This is a genomic window from Ochrobactrum sp. C6C9 (assembly GCF_022627935.1).
Classification (GTDB): Bacteria; Pseudomonadota; Alphaproteobacteria; order Rhizobiales; family Rhizobiaceae; genus Brucella; species Brucella teleogrylli.
Genome location: NZ_JABXGB010000007.1, coordinates 88,843 through 106,549 on the forward strand (window position 1 = coordinate 88,843; position 17,707 = coordinate 106,549).

Consider the following 17,707-nt stretch of genomic DNA (forward strand, 5'->3'; position numbering starts at 1 on the left):
TATCAGCTCTGGCGTTCGGCGATGAAGCGCGCGGCCTGCTTGAGAATGTCGGCATCCTTGCCGAACGGCGCGAGCAGGCTTTCCGCCTGGGCGACGAGGCCGGACAATTGCTTGCGCGTCCAGTCGATGCCATGCAACGCCACAAGCGTGGCCTTGCCAGCAGCCGCATCCTTGCCCGTTGCCTTGCCCATTGCAGCGGCGTCTGCCGTCACGTCCAGAAGGTCGTCGGCAAGCTGGAAGGCGAGACCAATGGCCGAACCGAATTCCGCCATGCGTTCGCGATCTTCGCAGGAGGCGTCGGCGATGATGGCTCCTGCTTCGCAGGCAAAGCGGATCAGCGCGCCGGTCTTCATCGCCTGAAGCGTGATGATACCGGCTTCGTCTGGCTTTTTTGTCTCGGCCATCAGATCGAGGGCCTGCCCGCCCGCCATTCCGCCAAGGCCGGAAGCGCGGGCAAGGGCGGAAACCAGTTTTACGCGCACGGAGGAATCGAGATCGGTCTCGTCAGCGGCAATAATGTCGAAGGCGTAGGTGAGGAGGCTGTCGCCCGCGAGAATCGCAGCCGCTTCATCAAACGCCTTATGCACTGTCGGCTGGCCGCGGCGCAGATCATCGTCGTCCATGGCCGGAAGATCATCGTGGACAAGCGAATAGCAGTGGATGCATTCCAGTGCAGCCGCGACCCGCAAGACGGCATCGCCGCTCTTGCCGAACAAGGCCGCACTTTCCACAACGAGGAACGGACGCAGTCTTTTGCCGCCATTCAGCACACCGTGACGCATGGCCGCGATCAGCCGTTCCGGTCGGGCGATCTCGCCGGTGCGCAGGCGCTCGTCAAGAAGCCCGATCAGCGTCGTCTCTACTTCGTGGGCGCGACGGTTGAGGGCATCGGTGAATTCGACAGTCACATTTTCCATGATGATCGGCATGGACGAAAGCGCTAATTTGGTCAACTGGGCATATCGATCAGCACAGGCTTTTTCATCAGACGGTCATCAAACGTTGTGTTTCCAGCTTGTTTCCAACGCAGGATTATGGAATCGGGTTCTATATTATTAAAGAATGGTTTATGTCGCTGGGGGAGTACATCAGGCGGTGGACGTGGCCAAAATCATCATCAAGAGCAAAAACGGGCGCAATTACCTGGCTGATCCCGTGTGGGGGCGCCGGATTGTTCTCGCCTTCCGCTTTCTGGTGGTGCTGGCGGTGTTGCCCCTGTTTCTCCTGCTTGTCTATTCGGTTCCCTTCGTGCGCCCGGTCTCGATGCTGATGGTGAAGGACTATGTCCTGTTGCAGGATGTGGACCGGCGATGGGTGAGCATCGACGATATTTCCCCGCATTTGATCAATTCGGTCATGATGGCGGAAGACGGTCAGTTTTGCAGCCATGGCGGCGTGGACTGGCATCAACTGAGCATCGTGCTGGATGATGAGGGCGGCCCAAGCCGGGGTGCTTCCACCATCACCATGCAGACGGTGAAGAACCTCTTCCTGTGGAATGGACGCTCCTTCATTCGCAAGGGGCTGGAATTTCCGCTGGCGCTGGCCGCCGATGCAATCCTGTCGAAGCGGCGCATCATGGAGATTTACCTGAATATCGCCGAATGGGGACCGGGCATTTATGGCATCGAAGCCGCCGCCCAGCATTATTTCAAGCGACCGGCGGCAAAGCTCAATGCGCAGCAGGCAGCCCTTCTCGCGGTGACGCTGCCCAATCCGGCGCTGCGCAATCCGGCCAAGCCGACCCGCAACATGCAGCGCCTCGCACGGGTCGTTGCCGGTCGCGCGGTGCGCTCCGGCCCCTATGTGACCTGCGTACAATAAATGCCGGTCATGAAAAAAAGATCAGACTCCGGCTGGTCAAAGCCCGCAAGAGCGTGTATAGGCACCTGACTTTCCGGAATTTTGTCCGCTGTGACAGGCTCCACCGGGGCCGTGCCGGACGTTTATTGACCGATCAGTGGAGCTGGATCCATGGCAGTACCTAAAAGAAAAACGTCTCCGTCGAAGCGCGGCATGCGCCGTTCGGCTGACGCTCTGAAGGCCCCGACCTATGTCGAGGACAAGAACTCGGGCGAACTTCGTCGTCCGCATCATATCGATCTGAAGAGCGGTATGTATCGCGGCCGTCAGGTCCTCGAAGCTAAGGAATAGGTCTGACGCTGCGGTTACCGCGGCTAGCAGACAGGTTTCAAAAACGCCGTTTCCGGGAAACCGGGAGCGGCGTTTTCTTTTATGATTTTTTTGAAAAATTGTTGAGGTTCGTAATATAGTTAATATTTACTTTTACCTTTTGATAAAAAAACAAAATTAAGCCGCATTTACGGTCAATATTATCAATTGTATGTTGTTTATTTAATAAATTTATCGGTTATGAAAATGGAAGAATATTTCAAATCTGCAATTTTAAACTCTGGAATTTCATTCAGCTGCGTCGTTTCACTGTTCGATGTAATCGACAATGCGAGCTATAATGAATTTCATTCAACGAATATGTCAGATACACCCAGTTTGAATGGGCATTTGGACGAAGATGGCGCCACGGCCATTACGCATTTCGCGCTCAATAATCTGGGATAACTGATGCGATGTGAAGGCCGCGAGTATTTCGCGGCCTTTCTCATTTTGTGCTCAGCCTGCATCCGCAGCAAAGCCTGCCTTTTCTATACCCGCGATCGCGACAGCTTCGTCATTGTCGGACGTATCTCCTGAAACACCGACAGCGCCGATAATTTCTCCATCGCTATTCTTGATGATGACACCGCCCGGCACAGGCACGATTCTGCCGCCGGAGACGCCCGAAAGACCTTCCAGAAAATGCGGGCGGTCCTTGGCCTGATTGTGCAGCCAGCGCGAACCACTTCCGACCGCCAGAGCGCCGAAAGCCTTACCGGATGCGATTTCGAAGCGCAGGATCGACGTGCCGTCCTGACGCTGAAAGGCCTTGAGATTGCCGCCAGCATCGAAAACCGAGACCGCCAGCGGCTTGAGCTTCAGTTCGGCGGCCTTGGCAAAGGCCGTCGCGATGATGGAATTGGCCTGATCGAGCGTGAGTTGGACCATGGGGAACTCTCCTGTTTCAATGCAGCTAGTTTAGCGCCTGTCGGATGATCCGCATCCGCTAAAGTACCTCCTTTTCGGAGAAACAGCTTTTCGCTTTGCTGAAGGTTTGATGTAGTCCTTGCCAAGGCGCGCTTTTTGGTTTTTCTCTGTCGCAACAGTTTGTCACGGAGGAATAGCATGACTGCCGCAACCGATCCGAAAGCTATCGTTATCGCCAGCGCCGCGCGTACGGCGGTGGGCTCCTTCAACGGTGCTTTCGCCACTGTTCCCGCCCATGAGCTGGGCGCAACGGTCATCAAGGCGGCTCTCGAACGGGCGGGCGTTGCTGCTGACGATGTCGATGAAGTCATTCTCGGACAGGTGTTGACGGCAGGCGAGGGGCAGAACCCGGCGCGTCAGGCTGCTATGGCGGCTGGCTGCCCGAAAGAAGCAACGGGCTTTGCGATCAACCAGCTTTGCGGCTCGGGCCTGCGCGCCGTTGCGCTCGGCATGCAGCAGATTCAGTCGGGCGATGCGAAAGTTATCGTCGCTGGCGGTCAGGAATCGATGTCCATGGCGCCGCATTGCGCGCATCTGCGCGGCGGCGTGAAGATGGGCGATTTCAAAATGATCGACACCATGATCAAGGACGGACTGACCGATGCGTTTCATGGCTATCACATGGGGATCACCGCAGAAAACATTGCGCGCCAGTGGCAACTGACCCGCGCCGATCAGGATGAATTCGCGCTCGCGTCCCAACAGAAGGCGGAAGCGGCGCAGAAGGCCGGAAAGTTCGAGGATGAAATCGTCCCGTTCACCGTCAAGACGCGCAAGGGCGATGTTGTCGTTTCATCCGACGAATATATTCGTCCGGGCGCGACCCTCGAAGCGCTGACCAAGCTGAAGCCAGCTTTCGACAAGGAAGGCACGGTGACGGCGGGCAATGCATCTGGCCTCAATGACGGCGCTGCGGCAGTCGTGCTGATGGAAGCCGAGGAGGCAAGCAAGCGTGGCGTCAAGCCGCTGGCGCGCATCGTTTCCTGGGCAACGGCTGGCGTCGATCCTTCGATCATGGGTACGGGTCCGATCCCAGCCACGCGCAAGGCGCTGGAAAAGGCTGGCTGGACGGTGGCCGATCTGGAACTGGTGGAAGCCAATGAAGCTTTCGCCGCGCAATCCTGCGCCGTGGTTCGTGATCTGGGTCTCAACCCGGAAATCGTCAACGTGAATGGCGGCGCAATTGCTATCGGTCATCCAATTGGCGCTTCCGGCGCGCGGGTGCTGACCACGCTGCTTTATGAAATGAAACGCCGCGATGCCAAGCGCGGTCTCGCGACACTCTGCATCGGTGGTGGCATGGGCGTTGCCATGTGTGTCGAGCGCGACTGATCAACTTACCGATCAGGCTTTATCTTAGGGGCAGGCTGTGGGTTTCCGCAGCCTGCCTTTTTATGTCCGCAAACACAGGTTTGATAGCGAATGAGGGATAGGGCTGTTTTGGATTACCCGCTCAAAGGTTAACGCCAAACGCCTTCTCTGTTCGTTTTAGGGTGTATCGTTGCGTCAGCTGATGTTTCAATATGGTGCGGTTTGGCAAAAGCCTACCAGATGCGGTGAGAACAAAGAGGGAAAATTGATCGATCACCGATTCGTCGCCGATTCGTTCCGGCTTTGGCCTGAAGGTTAATGAAAACGGCTTTGGCGGCTTGATTTTCGATAACCAACTATTAGGAATTGTTAAGTTTTCTTTAAGCTGCTCAAACTGTCATCGCTCACTCTTGACGCGCTTTGGTCAAAAGTTAACGGCGATGGTGTTTTGTTCTGTTTATGTCAGGACGTTGCGCATGGGAGACTCAGCATATGGTGCCTATCGACAATCCGGTTACCATATGTTGCCGTGAACAAAAGGCGAAGGAATCAGAGTCAGCGATTCGTAGCCGATTCGTTCCAGAGTCGTTCTATTCGTTAAATTGGACCCTTTGTTAAAATCGGGCGTTTGGTAAAACTGTCAGGCTGCCTCTGTAAAAACTCGGGCGGCTTAAACTTAACAGGAGCGCTTTCGGCCAAGGTCGTATAGTGCTATCGCAACACACGACAATCGGCACCCCAGTTGCATGTTGGGGTGCTTGTACCGGGAATCAATTATTGGCATGAACCAACGCCCTGCCCATGATTTGCCGCTGAGCTTGAGCGGTCGCGACGTGACTGCGGTGCTGGGGCCGACCAATACAGGCAAAACCCATCTCGCCATCGAGCGCATGCTGTCGCACGGCAGCGGCATGATTGGCCTGCCGCTGCGCCTTCTGGCGCGTGAGGTCTATAATCGTGTCGTGGAGCGGGTGGGCGTCGCCAATGTCGCGCTGGTCACGGGCGAGGAAAAGATCGTCCCGCCCACTGCGCGTTATTCCGTCTGCACCGTCGAAGCCATGCCGCGCCGCACCGATGTGGCATTCGTCGCCATCGACGAGGTGCAACTCGCGGGCGATCTGGAACGCGGGCATATTTTCACAGATCGCATTTTGCATCTGCGCGGACGGCAGGAAACACTCCTGCTCGGTGCCGCCACCATGCGCGCCATTCTGGAAAAGCTCCTGCGCGGCATCAATGTGGTGACGCGTCCGCGCCTGTCGCATCTGGCCTATGCCGGTTCCAAAAAGATCACGCGCTTGCCGAACCGTTCGGCCATCGTCGCTTTTTCCGCCGACGAGGTTTACGCCATTGCCGAGCTGATCCGTCGCCAGCGCGGCGGGGCTGCGGTGGTCATGGGGGCTTTGTCGCCGCGCACACGCAATGCGCAGGTCGAGCTTTATCAGTCCGGCGATGTGGACTTTCTGGTCGCGACCGATGCCATCGGCATGGGGCTCAATCTCGATGTCGATCATGTGGCCTTCGCGCAGAACCGCAAATTCGACGGCTATCAGTTCCGTGATCTGACGCCAGCCGAAGTGGGGCAGATTGCCGGTCGTGCCGGTCGTCATCTTCGCGATGGCACATTTGGCGTGACGGGGCAGGTGCAGCCCTTCGACGACGAGATGGTCGAACGGGTGGAAGCGCATAATTTCGATCCGGTGAAAGTGCTGCAATGGCGCACGGAGCGTTTCGACTTTTCGTCGATTGAAGCCTTGCGCCGATCACTGGAAACACCGGCACCAGTCGAGGGGCTGGCCAAGGCTTTGCCGGCTGTCGACCAGCAGGCGCTTGAAAATCTGTCGAAAGACGGAGAGATTGTGCGCCTCGCGACAACACCGGCGCGGATTGAACTTTTGTGGGATGCCTGTGCACTCCCGGATTATCGTAAGATCGCACCGGCACAACATGCCGATATCATTGCGTCTATCTATCAGGATCTAGTGCGCCGAGGGAGCGTCGATGAAGATTATATGAGCGAACAGGTGCGCCGCGCCGACAGTACAGAGGGGGAAATCGACACTCTGTCGCACCGCGTGGCGCAAATTCGAACCTGGACTTTTGTGTCGCACAGGCCCGGATGGCTTGCCGATCCGACACACTGGCAGGAAAAGACGCGCGAAATAGAGGACAGATTGTCCGACGCGCTTCATGAAAGGTTGACGAAACGCTTTGTAGACCGCAGGACAAGCGTGCTTATGAGGCGCCTGAGAGAGAATGCCATGCTTGAAGCAGAAATCAGCCCGGCCGGAGACGTGAGTGTCGAAGGCCACAATGTTGGGCAACTGGAAGGATTCCGTTTCACCGCCGACGTCCAGGCCGAGGGGCCAGACGCGAAGGCGGTGAAGACGGCTGCGCAAAAGGCGCTGGCCGCCGAGTTCGATCGCCGTGCGGAGCGCTTTGCGGCTGCTCCCAACGGAGACTTCGCACTTGGTTCGGACGGTGTGTTGCGCTGGGTCGGTGCAACCGTTGCAACTTTGGTCGCCGGTGACGACATTATGAAGCCGCGCACGGTGATCCTTGCCGACGAACAGCTCACCGGTCCGGCACGGGACAAGGTTGCTGCGCGCATCGATCGTTTCGTGGCTCACCACATCGAAACCGTTCTGAAGCCTCTGACCGATCTGGCCGGCGCCGATGCGCTGACCGGCATGACGCGCGGTCTCGCTTTCCAGATCGTTGAGAATCTCGGCATTCTCCAGCGCCGTGAGGTGGTGGAGGAAGTGCGCGGTCTCGATCAGGATTCGCGTGCGGCACTGCGTCGCCTCGGCGTGCGCTTCGGCGCCTATCACGTGTTCATGCCCATGCTGCTGAAGCCGGCTCCCGCCGGTCTCATCACGCTGCTCTGGGCCTTGAAGAACGATGGCCGCGAGCGTGCCGGTTACGGCGATGTGGTCAATGTTCTGGCCGCTGGTCGTACCTCAGTTGTGGTCGATCCGGCTTTCGATCCGATGTTCTATCGTCTGGCAGGCTATCGTGTGCTGGGCCGTCGTGCGGTTCGCATCGATATTCTGGAGCGTCTTGCCGATCTCATCCGTCCGGCTCTGGCCTGGCGTCCGGGTTCGGGTACGCGTCCGGATGGCGCTTATGACGGCGGACGTTTCATCGTCACGCCTGCCATGATGTCGATCCTCGGTGCGACCACCGAAGACATGGAAGAAATCCTGAAAAGCCTGGGCTATCGCCATGAGGCGATGGAAGCTGGCGATGTTGCCGCCAAGCTTGCGGAACTGGATGCGTTCGCTGCCGAAGCTGCCGCCAAGGATGCAGGCGCTGCCGTTTCTGCTGTTGCAGCGGAAGCGGAAAAGCCTGCCGTGCCTGCGGCGGAACCGGTGCCTGCGCCGGTTGTCGCTGTTGAAGTGAAGGCCGAAGAGACCGCACCTGTGGCGGAAGCGCCTGCTGCTGAAGCCGCTGCACCTGCCGGTGACGCGGTTGCGGAAGAGCCGAAGCCGGTTCTCCTGTGGCGTCAGGGCCGTTTCGAAGGTCGTAGCCGCAATCAGGACCAGAACAACCGTCAGCGTCATGGTGGCCAGCACAATCGCGGCCAGCAAAACGAGGCGCGCAAGTCCGAAGGCGGCGACGAGCAAAATGCGCGTGGCGGCAAGCGTTTCGACAAGAACAAGCGCCACAACCATGACGGCGAAGGTCAGGGCAAGCGCGAAGGCTTCAAGGGCAAGCCGCGTGACGGTGGCGGTCGTGATCGCCAGCCGAAGCGCGATCACGCTGCCCCCTATGGCGCGTCTAATGGCAACAAGCGTTTCGAACAGGAACGTCCGGCACGGATCGATCCCGACTCGCCGTTTGCCAAGCTGCTGGCTCTCAAGGAGCAGATGAAGAAGTAAGATGACCGGCGAACACAGCGGAAGACAGCGTATCGACAAGTGGCTGTTTTTCGCGCGCGTGGTCAAATCAAGATCGCTGGCGGCGAAACTCGCCGTCGGCGGCAAGGTCCGGGTCAACCGGGATAAGATCGAGCAGGCCGCTCATCAGGTGAAAATCGGCGATGTGCTGACCATCACGCTTGATCGCCGCATCCTCGTTTACAAAGTGCTTCTGCCCGGCGAGCGGCGTGGTCCTGCTCCGGAAGCCCAGCTTCTCTATGAAGATTTGTCGCCAGCGCCAGCCTCTTCGTCCGAGATGACGGCGGCTGCCCTGCCGCAGCGCGAAAGCGGCGCGGGACGCCCCACCAAGAAAGAACGCCGCGATACGGACCGTCTGCGCGGGATTTGATCTGGACGCGTTGCCGCAGCGTTGAAGACAGCTGCGATGGAAATTGCGCCGTAAAGTGTTTTGACGAAAGTGTTTTCTACGCTTAGGGATTGAGACGAAAAGCCGTTTCTGCTGTGTGGCCTATGCTTACAATGCGGCGATTGCACCCTTGTCAGAGAGAGATAAAATCGCTACCTCACGCTGTGTCACGAAGAACATGGCGATGAAAAGGGTCGGATGATCCGGGATTGCTCCATGGGTCGTGATGTCGTGGCGAGATATTCCGTGACGCAGCCATTCCCATGGACCTGTCGAAATATCGGCGCAAATAAACAGGATAGACAAGCCTCCACTCGGGAAGAGGGGCGGTAACAGGAGTTCGACGATGACTTATGTCGTGACCGATAATTGCATTCGCTGCAAATATACGGACTGCGTCGAGGTCTGTCCGGTCGATTGCTTCTATGAAGGCGAGAACATGCTCGTCATCAATCCTGATGAATGCATCGACTGCGGCGTGTGCGAGCCTGAATGCCCTGCCGAAGCGATCAGCCCGGATACTGAGCCTGGCCTCGACAAGTGGCTGGAGCTGAATACGGAATATGCGGCGAAGTGGCCCAATATCACCGTCAAGAAAGATGCCATGCCGGAAGCCAAGGAAATGGACGGCGTCACGGGCAAGCTCGAAAACCATTTCTCCCCGGAGCCCGGCAGCGGCGACTAGGCCCAAAGGCCCGTCTATCGTCTTGTCATCGCATGTAGATTAGCTTTGCCTTTCACTTGCTTTTTCTACACGAAGGCGGCAAAAGACGAATAAAATCACGGGAAAGCACCGGCAAAACAGGTGTATTGAGTTGCCAGACGAGACATATCTGGCAATTTGTTGATTCTTTCGCGAAATTGTGTTAGCCTGCACCAATAATTTCGGTGACTGGACGTCAATTCGTGGCGCAAAAGCGTTTTTCTCAGAAAGGCTGATGTTTTTTACCGGGCTAAAATTGGCACCGGGGTGGATGATTGCGATCAAACGCAAGGTCCTGAAAAGTTGTTGGCTTCTCAGGGCGGTTTTATGCGCCGCAACACCATTCCGTTCCTGCTCCTTTTCTTGCCCGTTAGAGAAAATCTGCCGTTAGAGGCGTTTCCGGTTCATCGCATGTTGCAGTCAGATGAAAAGCATCTGACGCCGCATAAATGCGCCTAACAGCGGCTCAGAGTGCCGATCTGCTTATGAGATCGACTTGCTCTGGCGCCGACAACAGCTTCCGCGCTTCTCAGAAGTGCGGTCGGGTATCATGTGTCAACCGGCGGGTCGCGCCGGGCACAACAGGGAGTATTGAAGCGTATGTCATCCCAGCAGAAAAAATCCGCAATCCGTGGTGGTTTCAAGACCGGTGAGTCGATTGTGTATCCGGCTCATGGCGTTGGTCAGATCGTAGCGATCGAAGAGCAGGAAGTGGCTGGTCACAAGCTTGAACTTTTCGTGATCGATTTCGAAAAAGACAAGATGCGTCTGAAGGTTCCGGTCGCCAAGGCCGCAACCATCGGTATGCGCAAGCTGTCGGAAACGGATTATGTGGAGCGTGCTCTGAAGGTGGTGCAAGGTCGTGCTCGTGTGAAGCGTACCATGTGGTCGCGCCGCGCGCAGGAATATGATGCGAAGATCAATTCCGGCGATCTGATCTCGATTTCGGAAGTCGTGCGCGATCTTTTCCGTGCCGAAAACCAGCCGGAGCAGTCCTATTCGGAACGCCAGCTTTATGAAGCTGCGCTCGACCGCATGGCTCGCGAAATCGCAGCCGTCAACAAGCTGTCGGATACCGAAGCTGTCCGTCTGATCGAAGCCAATCTGGCCAAGGGTCCGAAGCGCGGCAAGGCCGATGCTGAAGCCGACCTTGAAGACGATGAAGTCGAAGCTGCATAAGTTTTGCTTTTCTTGATGTTTAAAAAGCCCGGCGAAAGCCGGGTTTTTTATTTGTGCTGTTCAAAGCGCCTCGTTTCACGCTGGTCTGATTATGTTGGGCGGTGGCGAATATTTGCTTCAAAGTGGAATTGTTTTCTCAAGCGATTGTTTACCCCAGCCGGCTTTTGTCAGCGTTGTCAGATATTTATACTTTTCGAAGGGAACCAGATCGCTTTTCGCGCGTTGTGAAAAGATACCAGTTCGTAATGGGTCTGTTTTGCGGCGTTTGAACGTGTGCCTCAAGACTGTTCCGAGAGGGCGTTCTGAACGACTTATGTAAGTGTTCAATTGTTCTTCGTGTAACTGGCATATCCTTCAGCCTGGCGTCCAGAAGGGTGCCAGTTCAGAACAGGAGAACCAGATGAAGCCGTCATCAATAAGCAGTTCTTCCGCAGTTCCCGCACCTCGCATGCTTCCGGCTGCGCGTAATCTCCCAACGCCAGCCTCATCCTCCCAATCCATGATCCGCAGCGCAATGTCGGCTCCTTATCTGGAGCGCGAAGAGGAGCGGGCTCTCGCCATTCGCTGGAAAGAATTGAAAGACCAGGATGCCCTGCATCGCATCACATCCGCGCATATGCGCCTTGTGATTTCCATGGCCGGGCGTTTTCGCAAGTTCAAGCTGCCGATGAATGATCTCATTCAGGAAGGCTACGTCGGTCTTCTGGAGGCCGCCGCCCGTTTCGACCCGGACCGGGAGGTGCGCTTCTCGACCTATGCTTCCTGGTGGATCCGCGCATCCATGCAGGACTATATTCTGCGCAACTGGTCCATCGTTCGCGGTGGCACGAGCTCGGCGCAGAAAGCCTTGTTCTTCAACCTTCGCCGTCTGCGCTCGAGACTTGCCCAAGCTGACGACAGCATGACCAAGGCCGAAATCTATCGCGAGATTTCGGATCAGCTTGGCGTTTCGGCCACCGATGTGGAGTTCATGGACAGTCGCCTGTCCGGGCCTGACAGCTCACTGTCCGCTCCGGTCAACAATGATGAGTCCGGGGCTTCGCGGCGCATGGACTTTCTGGTCGACGATCATCCGCTTCAGGATGAAGTTGCCGAAAGCTCCATCGATATGGAACGCCGGAACCAGTGGCTGCATGTGGCGCTGCACTCGCTCAATGAGCGCGAGCTGCACATCATCCGCGAGCGGCGTCTGGACGATGATGGCGTGACACTGGAGGCGCTGGGCGAAAAGCTCGGTATTTCAAAGGAACGTGTGCGCCAGATCGAAAGCCGCGCGCTGGAAAAGCTCAAGATTGCTCTGCTCAGCCAGCATGAACTGGCAGCCTATCAGGCTTGAGAAGCGGATAAATCAGGCAACGCAAGAAAAGGGGCGGTTCGACCGCCCTTTCTTTTGGGGTCAGGACTTGTCGCCTTCGAGGCGGTTTGTCCAATCTTCGACCTTGCGGTTTTCCAGACGGCGCACCGCATAGCGCTTCCAGCTATCAGCCAGATGCGGGATATTGGCCATGAGCGCCAGCTCGTCGTAATTCAGCATATCAACATAAAGCAGATGCCAGACGCGGTGCAGCGACCATTCCGGTGAAAGACGGTCGACCAGCACTATGCTGTCGCCAGTCTCCGCTTCCCCTTCTTCCAGCACGCGATAATACCAGCCGGTACGTCCGGTCTTCTGGACGCGGATTGCCATGTCCGGCGTTTCGAAACGCGCATTAAGCTTCCAGCAGGGCTGACGTCCTTGCGACACTTCGACTAGCGCGGTTCCGAAACGGAAACGGTCGCCGACAGCGACGTTGTGTTCGTCGAGGCCGGTGGTGGAAATATTCTCGCCAAAAGCGCCTGCTGCGCCGAGGCGGTGATTGTCGCCGATATCCTTGCGCCACAGGGCGTAATGATCGCGAGGATAATGATGCAGCGCCTTCTCCGGCCCGCCATGCACCTTGCGGTCGCCTTGCTTATCGCAATCCAGCCCGACCGATGTGACACGGACCTTGCCGGTGACGGGGCGCTTGTCGATGGCGCTTGGCGCGTTGCGGGGACCGAGCGGAGCGATCTGGCCTGCAAGCAGGGCGTCGATGCGGGTTTCCATGTTACTCACTGATGATTTTCACGCGGTCGCCGACCGAGACGGTGGCGCCGGCTGGCATGGCGTTGAGCAGGCGGAACAGTTCCAGCTTGCGCGTGGTGCCCTGAACCCGTGACGAAAGGCTCGCCATGGTGTCACCCGGTTTCACCGTCACAACGCGGATGCGCAGCGGCTTGATGGCGTTCTGCTCGGCAGGTGTCAGAAGACGGAAGGACTGCGTCACCGTCTGCGAGGCCGGAAGCAGCGCGGTGCTGCCCTTTGGCGCGGCGGTGAGGAAACGATAGACCTTGTCGTTTGCGCCAATCACCACGATGTCGAACTGCCAGCGGTCGGCAGCGGCACGTGCAGTTGCGGCTGGCAATCCATTGACGGTGGTTGACTGAATGGAGCTTTCATCCAGCCCCGTGACCCAGCCCGATTTGATATAATCGGTGAGGCTGGAACCGGATGGCAGGGATGCGCCGTCAAACCGGATCGCCACTTCGCCGGGACCGCTCGCCATGACCGCGGTGGCGGAATTGTCGATGGTGAAGCCGTCAGGCGCGCGGAACGTTACGCCGAGCTTCGGATGGATGAAGGTCTGTTCGCGAATATAACCCTCATTGGGCGAGTCGCCGTAAAGCAGCCCGTCAATGCCATTGAGGAACGAATCACGGTCGGTTGTGCCGACGCCCGGCGCGCCGATACGGCGGGCATGGCCGAGCGCCAGTTCGATGCGTTGCGGCGTTGCCGGATGGCTCGCGAGGAAGTCGAGGCTGGCATCGGTCGCGCCCGATACGGAACGGAAACCGGTATAGGCTTCCATCGACTGCAGGAAACGTGCCGAGGCGAATGGATCATACCCCGCTTCGCCGATCATCTTGATGCCGATGGCATCGGCTTGCAGTTCCTGATTGCGCGAGAACTGGGCAAGCCGCAGCTTGCCGCGAATGAGCGCTTCACGGCTGGCCGATTCATTATGCAGCACTTCGCTGGCCACGCGACCGGCGATCTCGGTTTCCGCTTCCTTTTCCTGCCGCAGAATGCCGTGATTGGCGACGACGTGGCCCATTTCATGGGCGATTACGGCTGCGACTTCCGAGGAATCATTGGCGAGCGCCAGCAGGCCGCGCGTCACATAAAGATAGCCGCCGGGCAGGGCAAAGGCGTTGATGTTGGGCGAATCGAGAATGGTGATGCGGTAGGTCTGCTCCGGCTTGTCGGAAACGGTCGTGAGCTTGCCCACGATCTTCGCGACCATGCGCTCCAGCCGCTGGTCCTTATATTCGCCGCCATAGGTGGCGAGGATGCGCGGATGCTGTTGCGCGCCGATCTGCGCCAGCTTGTCGTTGCGCGTCACATTATCGACCGTCACCGGATTGTCCGATGGCTGCAAGCCGAGATCCTTGCTGGAATTGATCGACTGGCAGCCGGAAATCAAGGCGACAGCAAACAAGCCAAAGCCAATGGCTGCTTTCCGCCAATTGCGCTGTGCCCGTTCTGGCAGGGAGACTGGAAGACACAGGGAGGCCCGGATACGGGTCTTGTGACGGAACAGTATTTTATCCTCGCGATTCATAGATCATCAGGTCGTCCGCAAATCTAGTCACAGACCAGCAGACGTACAAGCGGCCCAATAGAGTTGAATACGGTTCTTCCGGGCGGATTGCGAACAAAATATGTCCGCTACCGTAACTCTATTTGAGATTTACCCGCGCTTGTCACCGATATAGCGCCGCAGCGCTTCAGGTCCAGTCTCCGACAGGAGGTCGCGAGCGTGGCCTTGCGCCGCAACCGCACCATTTTCGATAAACAGCAATTGCGCATCGAGATAGAGCGCATCTTCCGGCGTGTGCGTAACCATCAACACAGTCATGCCGGTTTCGCGGCGCAATTCATTGACGAGATCGAGCATCTGATGGCGCAATGCTGGCCCAAGCGATGCAAAGGCTTCGTCCAGCAGCAGCACCGGGCGTTCGCGAACAAGTGCGCGGGCAATCGCCACACGCTGGCGTTCGCCACCGGACAGGGCTTCGGGCTTGCGCTGCTCCTTGTCCTTGAGGCCGACGCGGGTCAGCGCTTCGGCGATGGCTGCGCGGTCGCTATCCGTCAGTTTCAGGTTTGGTGCGCGACCAAGGCCGATATTTTGCGCGACGGTGAGATGGGCAAACAGGTTGTTTTCCTGAAACACCATCGAAACTGGCCGCTCCGGCGGCGGCAGTCGGGTCACATCGACACCGCCGATGGCAATGGTGCCGGATGAGGGCGTCTCAAAACCGGCAATGAGGTTCAGGAGCGTGGATTTTCCCGAGCCGCTTGGGCCCACAATGGCCGCAATGGCGCCGCCCGCGATCGTCAGGTCGAAGCGCATTGCGGTTTCGCCATAGCTGAAGCGCACGTCGGTAAGGCGGATGTCGGCGGATGCAGTCATGCGTTGAAATTCACTTTCCGGGATATGGCAGCACGGTCGGCAAGCATCATCAGACCAAGGCAGAGAAGCCCCAGAATGAGCGCCAGACCGGCGGCATCGAATGTGCGGTAACTGCCCATGCGCTGCAAGAGAAGATAGGGCAGGGTCATCAGCGCATCGCTGCCGAACAGTGCGATTGTGCCAAGATCGCCGATGGAAAGCGCCATGGCGAAAGCGAAGGCCATGCCGAAAGGCTTGCGGATCGACGGCCAGTCGATGAGCCGCAGCCGGTTGAAGCCCTGAATACCAAGCTGGGCGCAAAGCCGGTTGTGGCGCGCTGCTGCCGTATCCCAGGCCGGGCGCAGCAGGCGAACGGCAAAAGGCATGGCCATGGCCGCGTTGACCGTCACCACCATCACCGGCGCAATTGTGAAGGGATCGGTGATGTGGCGAAGCAAGATGAACCATCCTGCACCGATCACGATGGGCGGCATGACGAGAATGAGGCTCGCGCCGGTATCGAACAGGCTGGCTATCCGGTTGCTCCTGACCGCTTCCCGCGCTGAAACCAGCGCCAATGAAAGGATGACCGACAAAGTGGCGGCAGAAAAACCGAGCGCAAGGCTCGTGACGATGGCCCGCCAGACGGTCCTTTCGCTGAGCAGGCGGGCGAGGTCGGCAGCGAGGCCAGACACGACCACGCCGGCAATCGGCAAGGCGACATAAAGAAAGCCGATGAGAATGGCGACGATGTTGAACAGGCATTCGCCCCCGGAAGGCTTGCCGTAGCGGCGTGGTGTTGCCGTGTGGGTAAAGCCTTCTTCGGAAGGACGACCGGTCAGACGCAAGGCCAGCAGGATCAACAAGGTCAGGCCGAGCTGGGTGGCGGTGAGCGCAACCGCACGCGCCGGGTCGAAATCGAAATGCAGGCTTTGATAGATCGCCACTTCCAGCGTTGTGGCGCGCGGGCCACCGCCGAGCGTCAGCACGGTGGTAAAACTCGTCACGCAGAGCATGAAGATCAGCCCCGCCATGCCGGGCAGGCTGCGGCGGATAACCGGCCACTCGATCAGCCGGAAACGGGCGCGGTTGCCCATGCCAAGCTGGGCCGCGAGTTTCCAGTAATCGGCGGGTATCGATTCATAGGCGGCGAGGATGAGCCGCACTGCCAGCGGCATGTTGAAGAACACATGCGCGATCAAAATGCCGGTAATGCCATAGATATCCGGCTGGAAAGGGTATCCCACGGCGTCCGACATATGAGCGATGAGGCCGTTGCGGCCATAGATACTGGTCACACCCAGCACAGCGACGAGGGCAGGCAGTGCGAGCGGCAGAGCGAAAAGCCGCAGGATAAGGCCGCGTCCGGGAAAATGCGCTTCCGAATGGAGGGCGCGGGCAACGGGGATCGCGAAGGCGACCGAAAGCAGGCTGGATGCGATGGCTTGTGTGATGGTGAAACGGGCGGTTCGCCAGAGATAGGCATCGAAATTTGCGGCGGCATCGAAGCCGCCGCTGGCCTCAAAGGCAAGTGCGACGAGCGCACCACCGGCCAGCACGGCAAGGAAAGCCAACGCCAAAGCCCCCGCGATGGGTTTCATCGCGGGGGTGGGGTGCGTAGCTTTGCTTGCCGGAGCGTTTATCATTTGCTGGTGGCTGCCAGCCATTCATCGACCCAGGCCTTGCGGTTCTTCGCAACCTCGTCGGATGGAATGAGCAGGGTCTTTTCCGGCTTCGGCAAAGCGTCGAATGCGGCGGGCAACGGCGTCGAGGTCTTGCCTGCCGGGAACATCCAGTTGGTTTCGGGAATCACATCCTGAAAGCCGGGGCCGGTCATGAAGGAGAGGAATTTCTGCGCCAGCGGGTTCTTGGCGCCGGTCGTCGTCTGGGCGGCCAGTTCGATCTGCAGATAATTGCCTTCCGGAAAGGCCAACGCCTTGTAGCGATCCGTCTTCTCCGCGATGACATGATAGGCGGGCGAACTGGTATAAGAGAGCACCATCGGCGCTTCACCCTTGGTGAAGAGACCATAGGCTTCCGACCAGCCCGGCGTGACGGTGAGAATGCGCTTTTGCAGCTTCTGCCAGGCGTCGTCCGCCTGATCGCCATAGACGGACTTCATCCACAACAGCATGCCGAGGCCGGGCGTCGAGGTGCGCGGGTCCTGAAGCACGAGCTTCTGCGACGGGTCGCCTTCGACCAGTTCTTTCAGGCTCTTGGGCGGATTGGGCAACTTTTCCGAATCATAGACGATGGCGAAATAGCCATAGTCATAGGGTACGAAAATATCGTCCTTGAAGCCGCCCGGCACGCTGACATTGCCAAGATCGATGCCGCTTGGCGCAAAGTAGCCGCTGGCGCGCGCTTCCGTGGTCAGATTGGTGTCGAGACCCAGCACGATATCGGCCTTGGTGTTGCCGCCTTCGAGCTTCAGCCGGTTGAGCAGCGCCACGCCATCGGCGGAAGCAACCCAGTTGATCTCGCAGTCGCATTCCTTCTCGAAGCTTTCCTTCACCTTGGGACCGGGGCCCCATTCGGAAATGAAACTGTCATAGGTGTAGATGGTGAGCTTATCTTTCGCCTGCGCTGCGGGCGTAAGGCTTACCGCTGCCGCGAAAGAGAAGGCCAGCAAAGATAACAGCCGCATAACGGC

At 58.1% G+C, this 17,707-nt stretch carries 16 protein-coding genes; 8 read left to right on the forward strand and 8 right to left on the reverse strand.

The window, feature by feature from the left end:
• Window positions 1–2: 2 nt before the first annotated feature.
• The gene (locus tag HWD97_RS07505) at window positions 3–917 is read right to left on the reverse strand and encodes a polyprenyl synthetase family protein (RefSeq protein ID WP_109370316.1); all 915 of its coding nucleotides are present in this window, start codon (window positions 915–917) and stop codon (window positions 3–5) included.
• Window positions 918–1,101: 184 nt separating this feature from the next.
• Between HWD97_RS07505 and mtgA the strand changes: the two genes are divergently transcribed.
• Both mtgA and rpmF read left to right on the forward strand, forming a co-directional pair.
• Entirely contained in the window at window positions 1,102–1,824 is a 723-nt protein-coding gene (mtgA, locus tag HWD97_RS07510) for a monofunctional biosynthetic peptidoglycan transglycosylase (RefSeq protein ID WP_171318714.1), read from the forward strand.
• 150 nt (window positions 1,825–1,974) lie between these two features.
• The gene (gene rpmF, locus HWD97_RS07515) at window positions 1,975–2,154 is read left to right on the forward strand and encodes a 50S ribosomal protein L32 (protein ID WP_006467787.1); all 180 of its coding nucleotides are present in this window, start codon (window positions 1,975–1,977) and stop codon (window positions 2,152–2,154) included.
• Between the two features lie 477 nt (window positions 2,155–2,631).
• Here the strand turns inward: rpmF and HWD97_RS07520 are convergent, their stop codons facing one another.
• Window positions 2,632–3,063: a heme-binding protein gene (locus tag HWD97_RS07520; protein WP_109369795.1), complete on the reverse strand. Its 432-nt coding sequence runs from the start codon at window positions 3,061–3,063 to the stop codon at window positions 2,632–2,634.
• Between the two features lie 177 nt (window positions 3,064–3,240).
• Between HWD97_RS07520 and HWD97_RS07525 the strand changes: the two genes are divergently transcribed.
• The 3 genes from HWD97_RS07525 (at window position 3,241) to HWD97_RS07535 (ending at window position 8,682) form a co-directional block, all read left to right on the forward strand.
• On the forward strand, window positions 3,241–4,434 hold the full coding sequence (locus HWD97_RS07525) for an acetyl-CoA C-acetyltransferase (protein ID WP_109369794.1): 1,194 nt from the start codon (window positions 3,241–3,243) through the stop codon (window positions 4,432–4,434).
• A gap of 761 nt (window positions 4,435–5,195) precedes the next feature.
• Entirely contained in the window at window positions 5,196–8,294 is a 3,099-nt protein-coding gene (locus HWD97_RS07530; protein ID WP_371834918.1) for a helicase-related protein, read from the forward strand.
• 1 nt (window position 8,295) lies between these two features.
• Complete coding sequence (locus HWD97_RS07535) at window positions 8,296–8,682, forward strand: RNA-binding S4 domain-containing protein (protein ID WP_109369792.1); 387 nt, start codon at window positions 8,296–8,298, stop codon at window positions 8,680–8,682.
• 126 nt (window positions 8,683–8,808) lie between these two features.
• On the opposite strand, the gene HWD97_RS07540 is transcribed toward HWD97_RS07535, so the two are convergent.
• Window positions 8,809–9,006 carry a hypothetical protein gene (locus HWD97_RS07540; protein WP_124915889.1) on the reverse strand — a complete coding sequence of 66 codons (198 nt, stop codon included), beginning with the start codon at window positions 9,004–9,006 and terminating at the stop codon, window positions 8,809–8,811.
• 40 nt (window positions 9,007–9,046) lie between these two features.
• Between HWD97_RS07540 and fdxA the strand changes: the two genes are divergently transcribed.
• The 3 genes from fdxA to HWD97_RS07555 all read left to right on the forward strand — a co-directional run bounded on the left by fdxA (window position 9,047) and on the right by HWD97_RS07555 (window position 11,918).
• Window positions 9,047–9,385, forward strand: coding sequence for a ferredoxin FdxA (fdxA, locus tag HWD97_RS07545; protein WP_109369791.1), 339 nt, complete (start codon window positions 9,047–9,049; stop codon window positions 9,383–9,385).
• Window positions 9,386–10,003: 618 nt separating this feature from the next.
• Window positions 10,004–10,582 (forward strand): CarD family transcriptional regulator, encoded by a 579-nt coding sequence (locus HWD97_RS07550; RefSeq protein WP_109369790.1) that lies wholly within the window; start codon window positions 10,004–10,006, stop codon window positions 10,580–10,582.
• Between the two features lie 400 nt (window positions 10,583–10,982).
• A complete protein-coding gene (locus HWD97_RS07555) occupies window positions 10,983–11,918 on the forward strand; it encodes an RNA polymerase factor sigma-32 (RefSeq protein WP_109369789.1) in 936 nt (311 codons plus the stop codon).
• 60 nt (window positions 11,919–11,978) lie between these two features.
• On the opposite strand, the gene HWD97_RS07560 is transcribed toward HWD97_RS07555, so the two are convergent.
• The 5 genes from HWD97_RS07560 to thiB form a co-directional block, all read right to left on the reverse strand.
• Window positions 11,979–12,668, reverse strand: a complete 690-nt coding sequence (locus HWD97_RS07560; RefSeq protein WP_109369788.1) for an MOSC domain-containing protein — start codon at window positions 12,666–12,668, stop codon at window positions 11,979–11,981.
• A 1-nt stretch (window position 12,669) separates the two neighbouring features.
• Window positions 12,670–14,100 carry a cell division protease CdlP gene (gene cdlP / locus HWD97_RS07565; protein ID WP_109370315.1) on the reverse strand — a complete coding sequence of 477 codons (1,431 nt, stop codon included), beginning with the start codon at window positions 14,098–14,100 and terminating at the stop codon, window positions 12,670–12,672.
• Window positions 14,101–14,352: 252 nt separating this feature from the next.
• A complete protein-coding gene (gene thiQ / locus HWD97_RS07570) occupies window positions 14,353–15,075 on the reverse strand; it encodes a thiamine ABC transporter ATP-binding protein (protein WP_109369787.1) in 723 nt (240 codons plus the stop codon).
• The gene (gene thiP, locus HWD97_RS07575; RefSeq protein WP_371830923.1) at window positions 15,072–16,721 is read right to left on the reverse strand and encodes a thiamine/thiamine pyrophosphate ABC transporter permease ThiP; all 1,650 of its coding nucleotides are present in this window, start codon (window positions 16,719–16,721) and stop codon (window positions 15,072–15,074) included. Before thiP ends, thiQ begins: the two co-directional genes overlap by 4 nt.
• On the reverse strand, window positions 16,697–17,701 hold the full coding sequence (thiB, locus tag HWD97_RS07580; protein WP_109369785.1) for a thiamine ABC transporter substrate binding subunit: 1,005 nt from the start codon (window positions 17,699–17,701) through the stop codon (window positions 16,697–16,699). Before thiB ends, thiP begins: the two co-directional genes overlap by 25 nt.
• Window positions 17,702–17,707 lie beyond the last annotated feature (6 nt).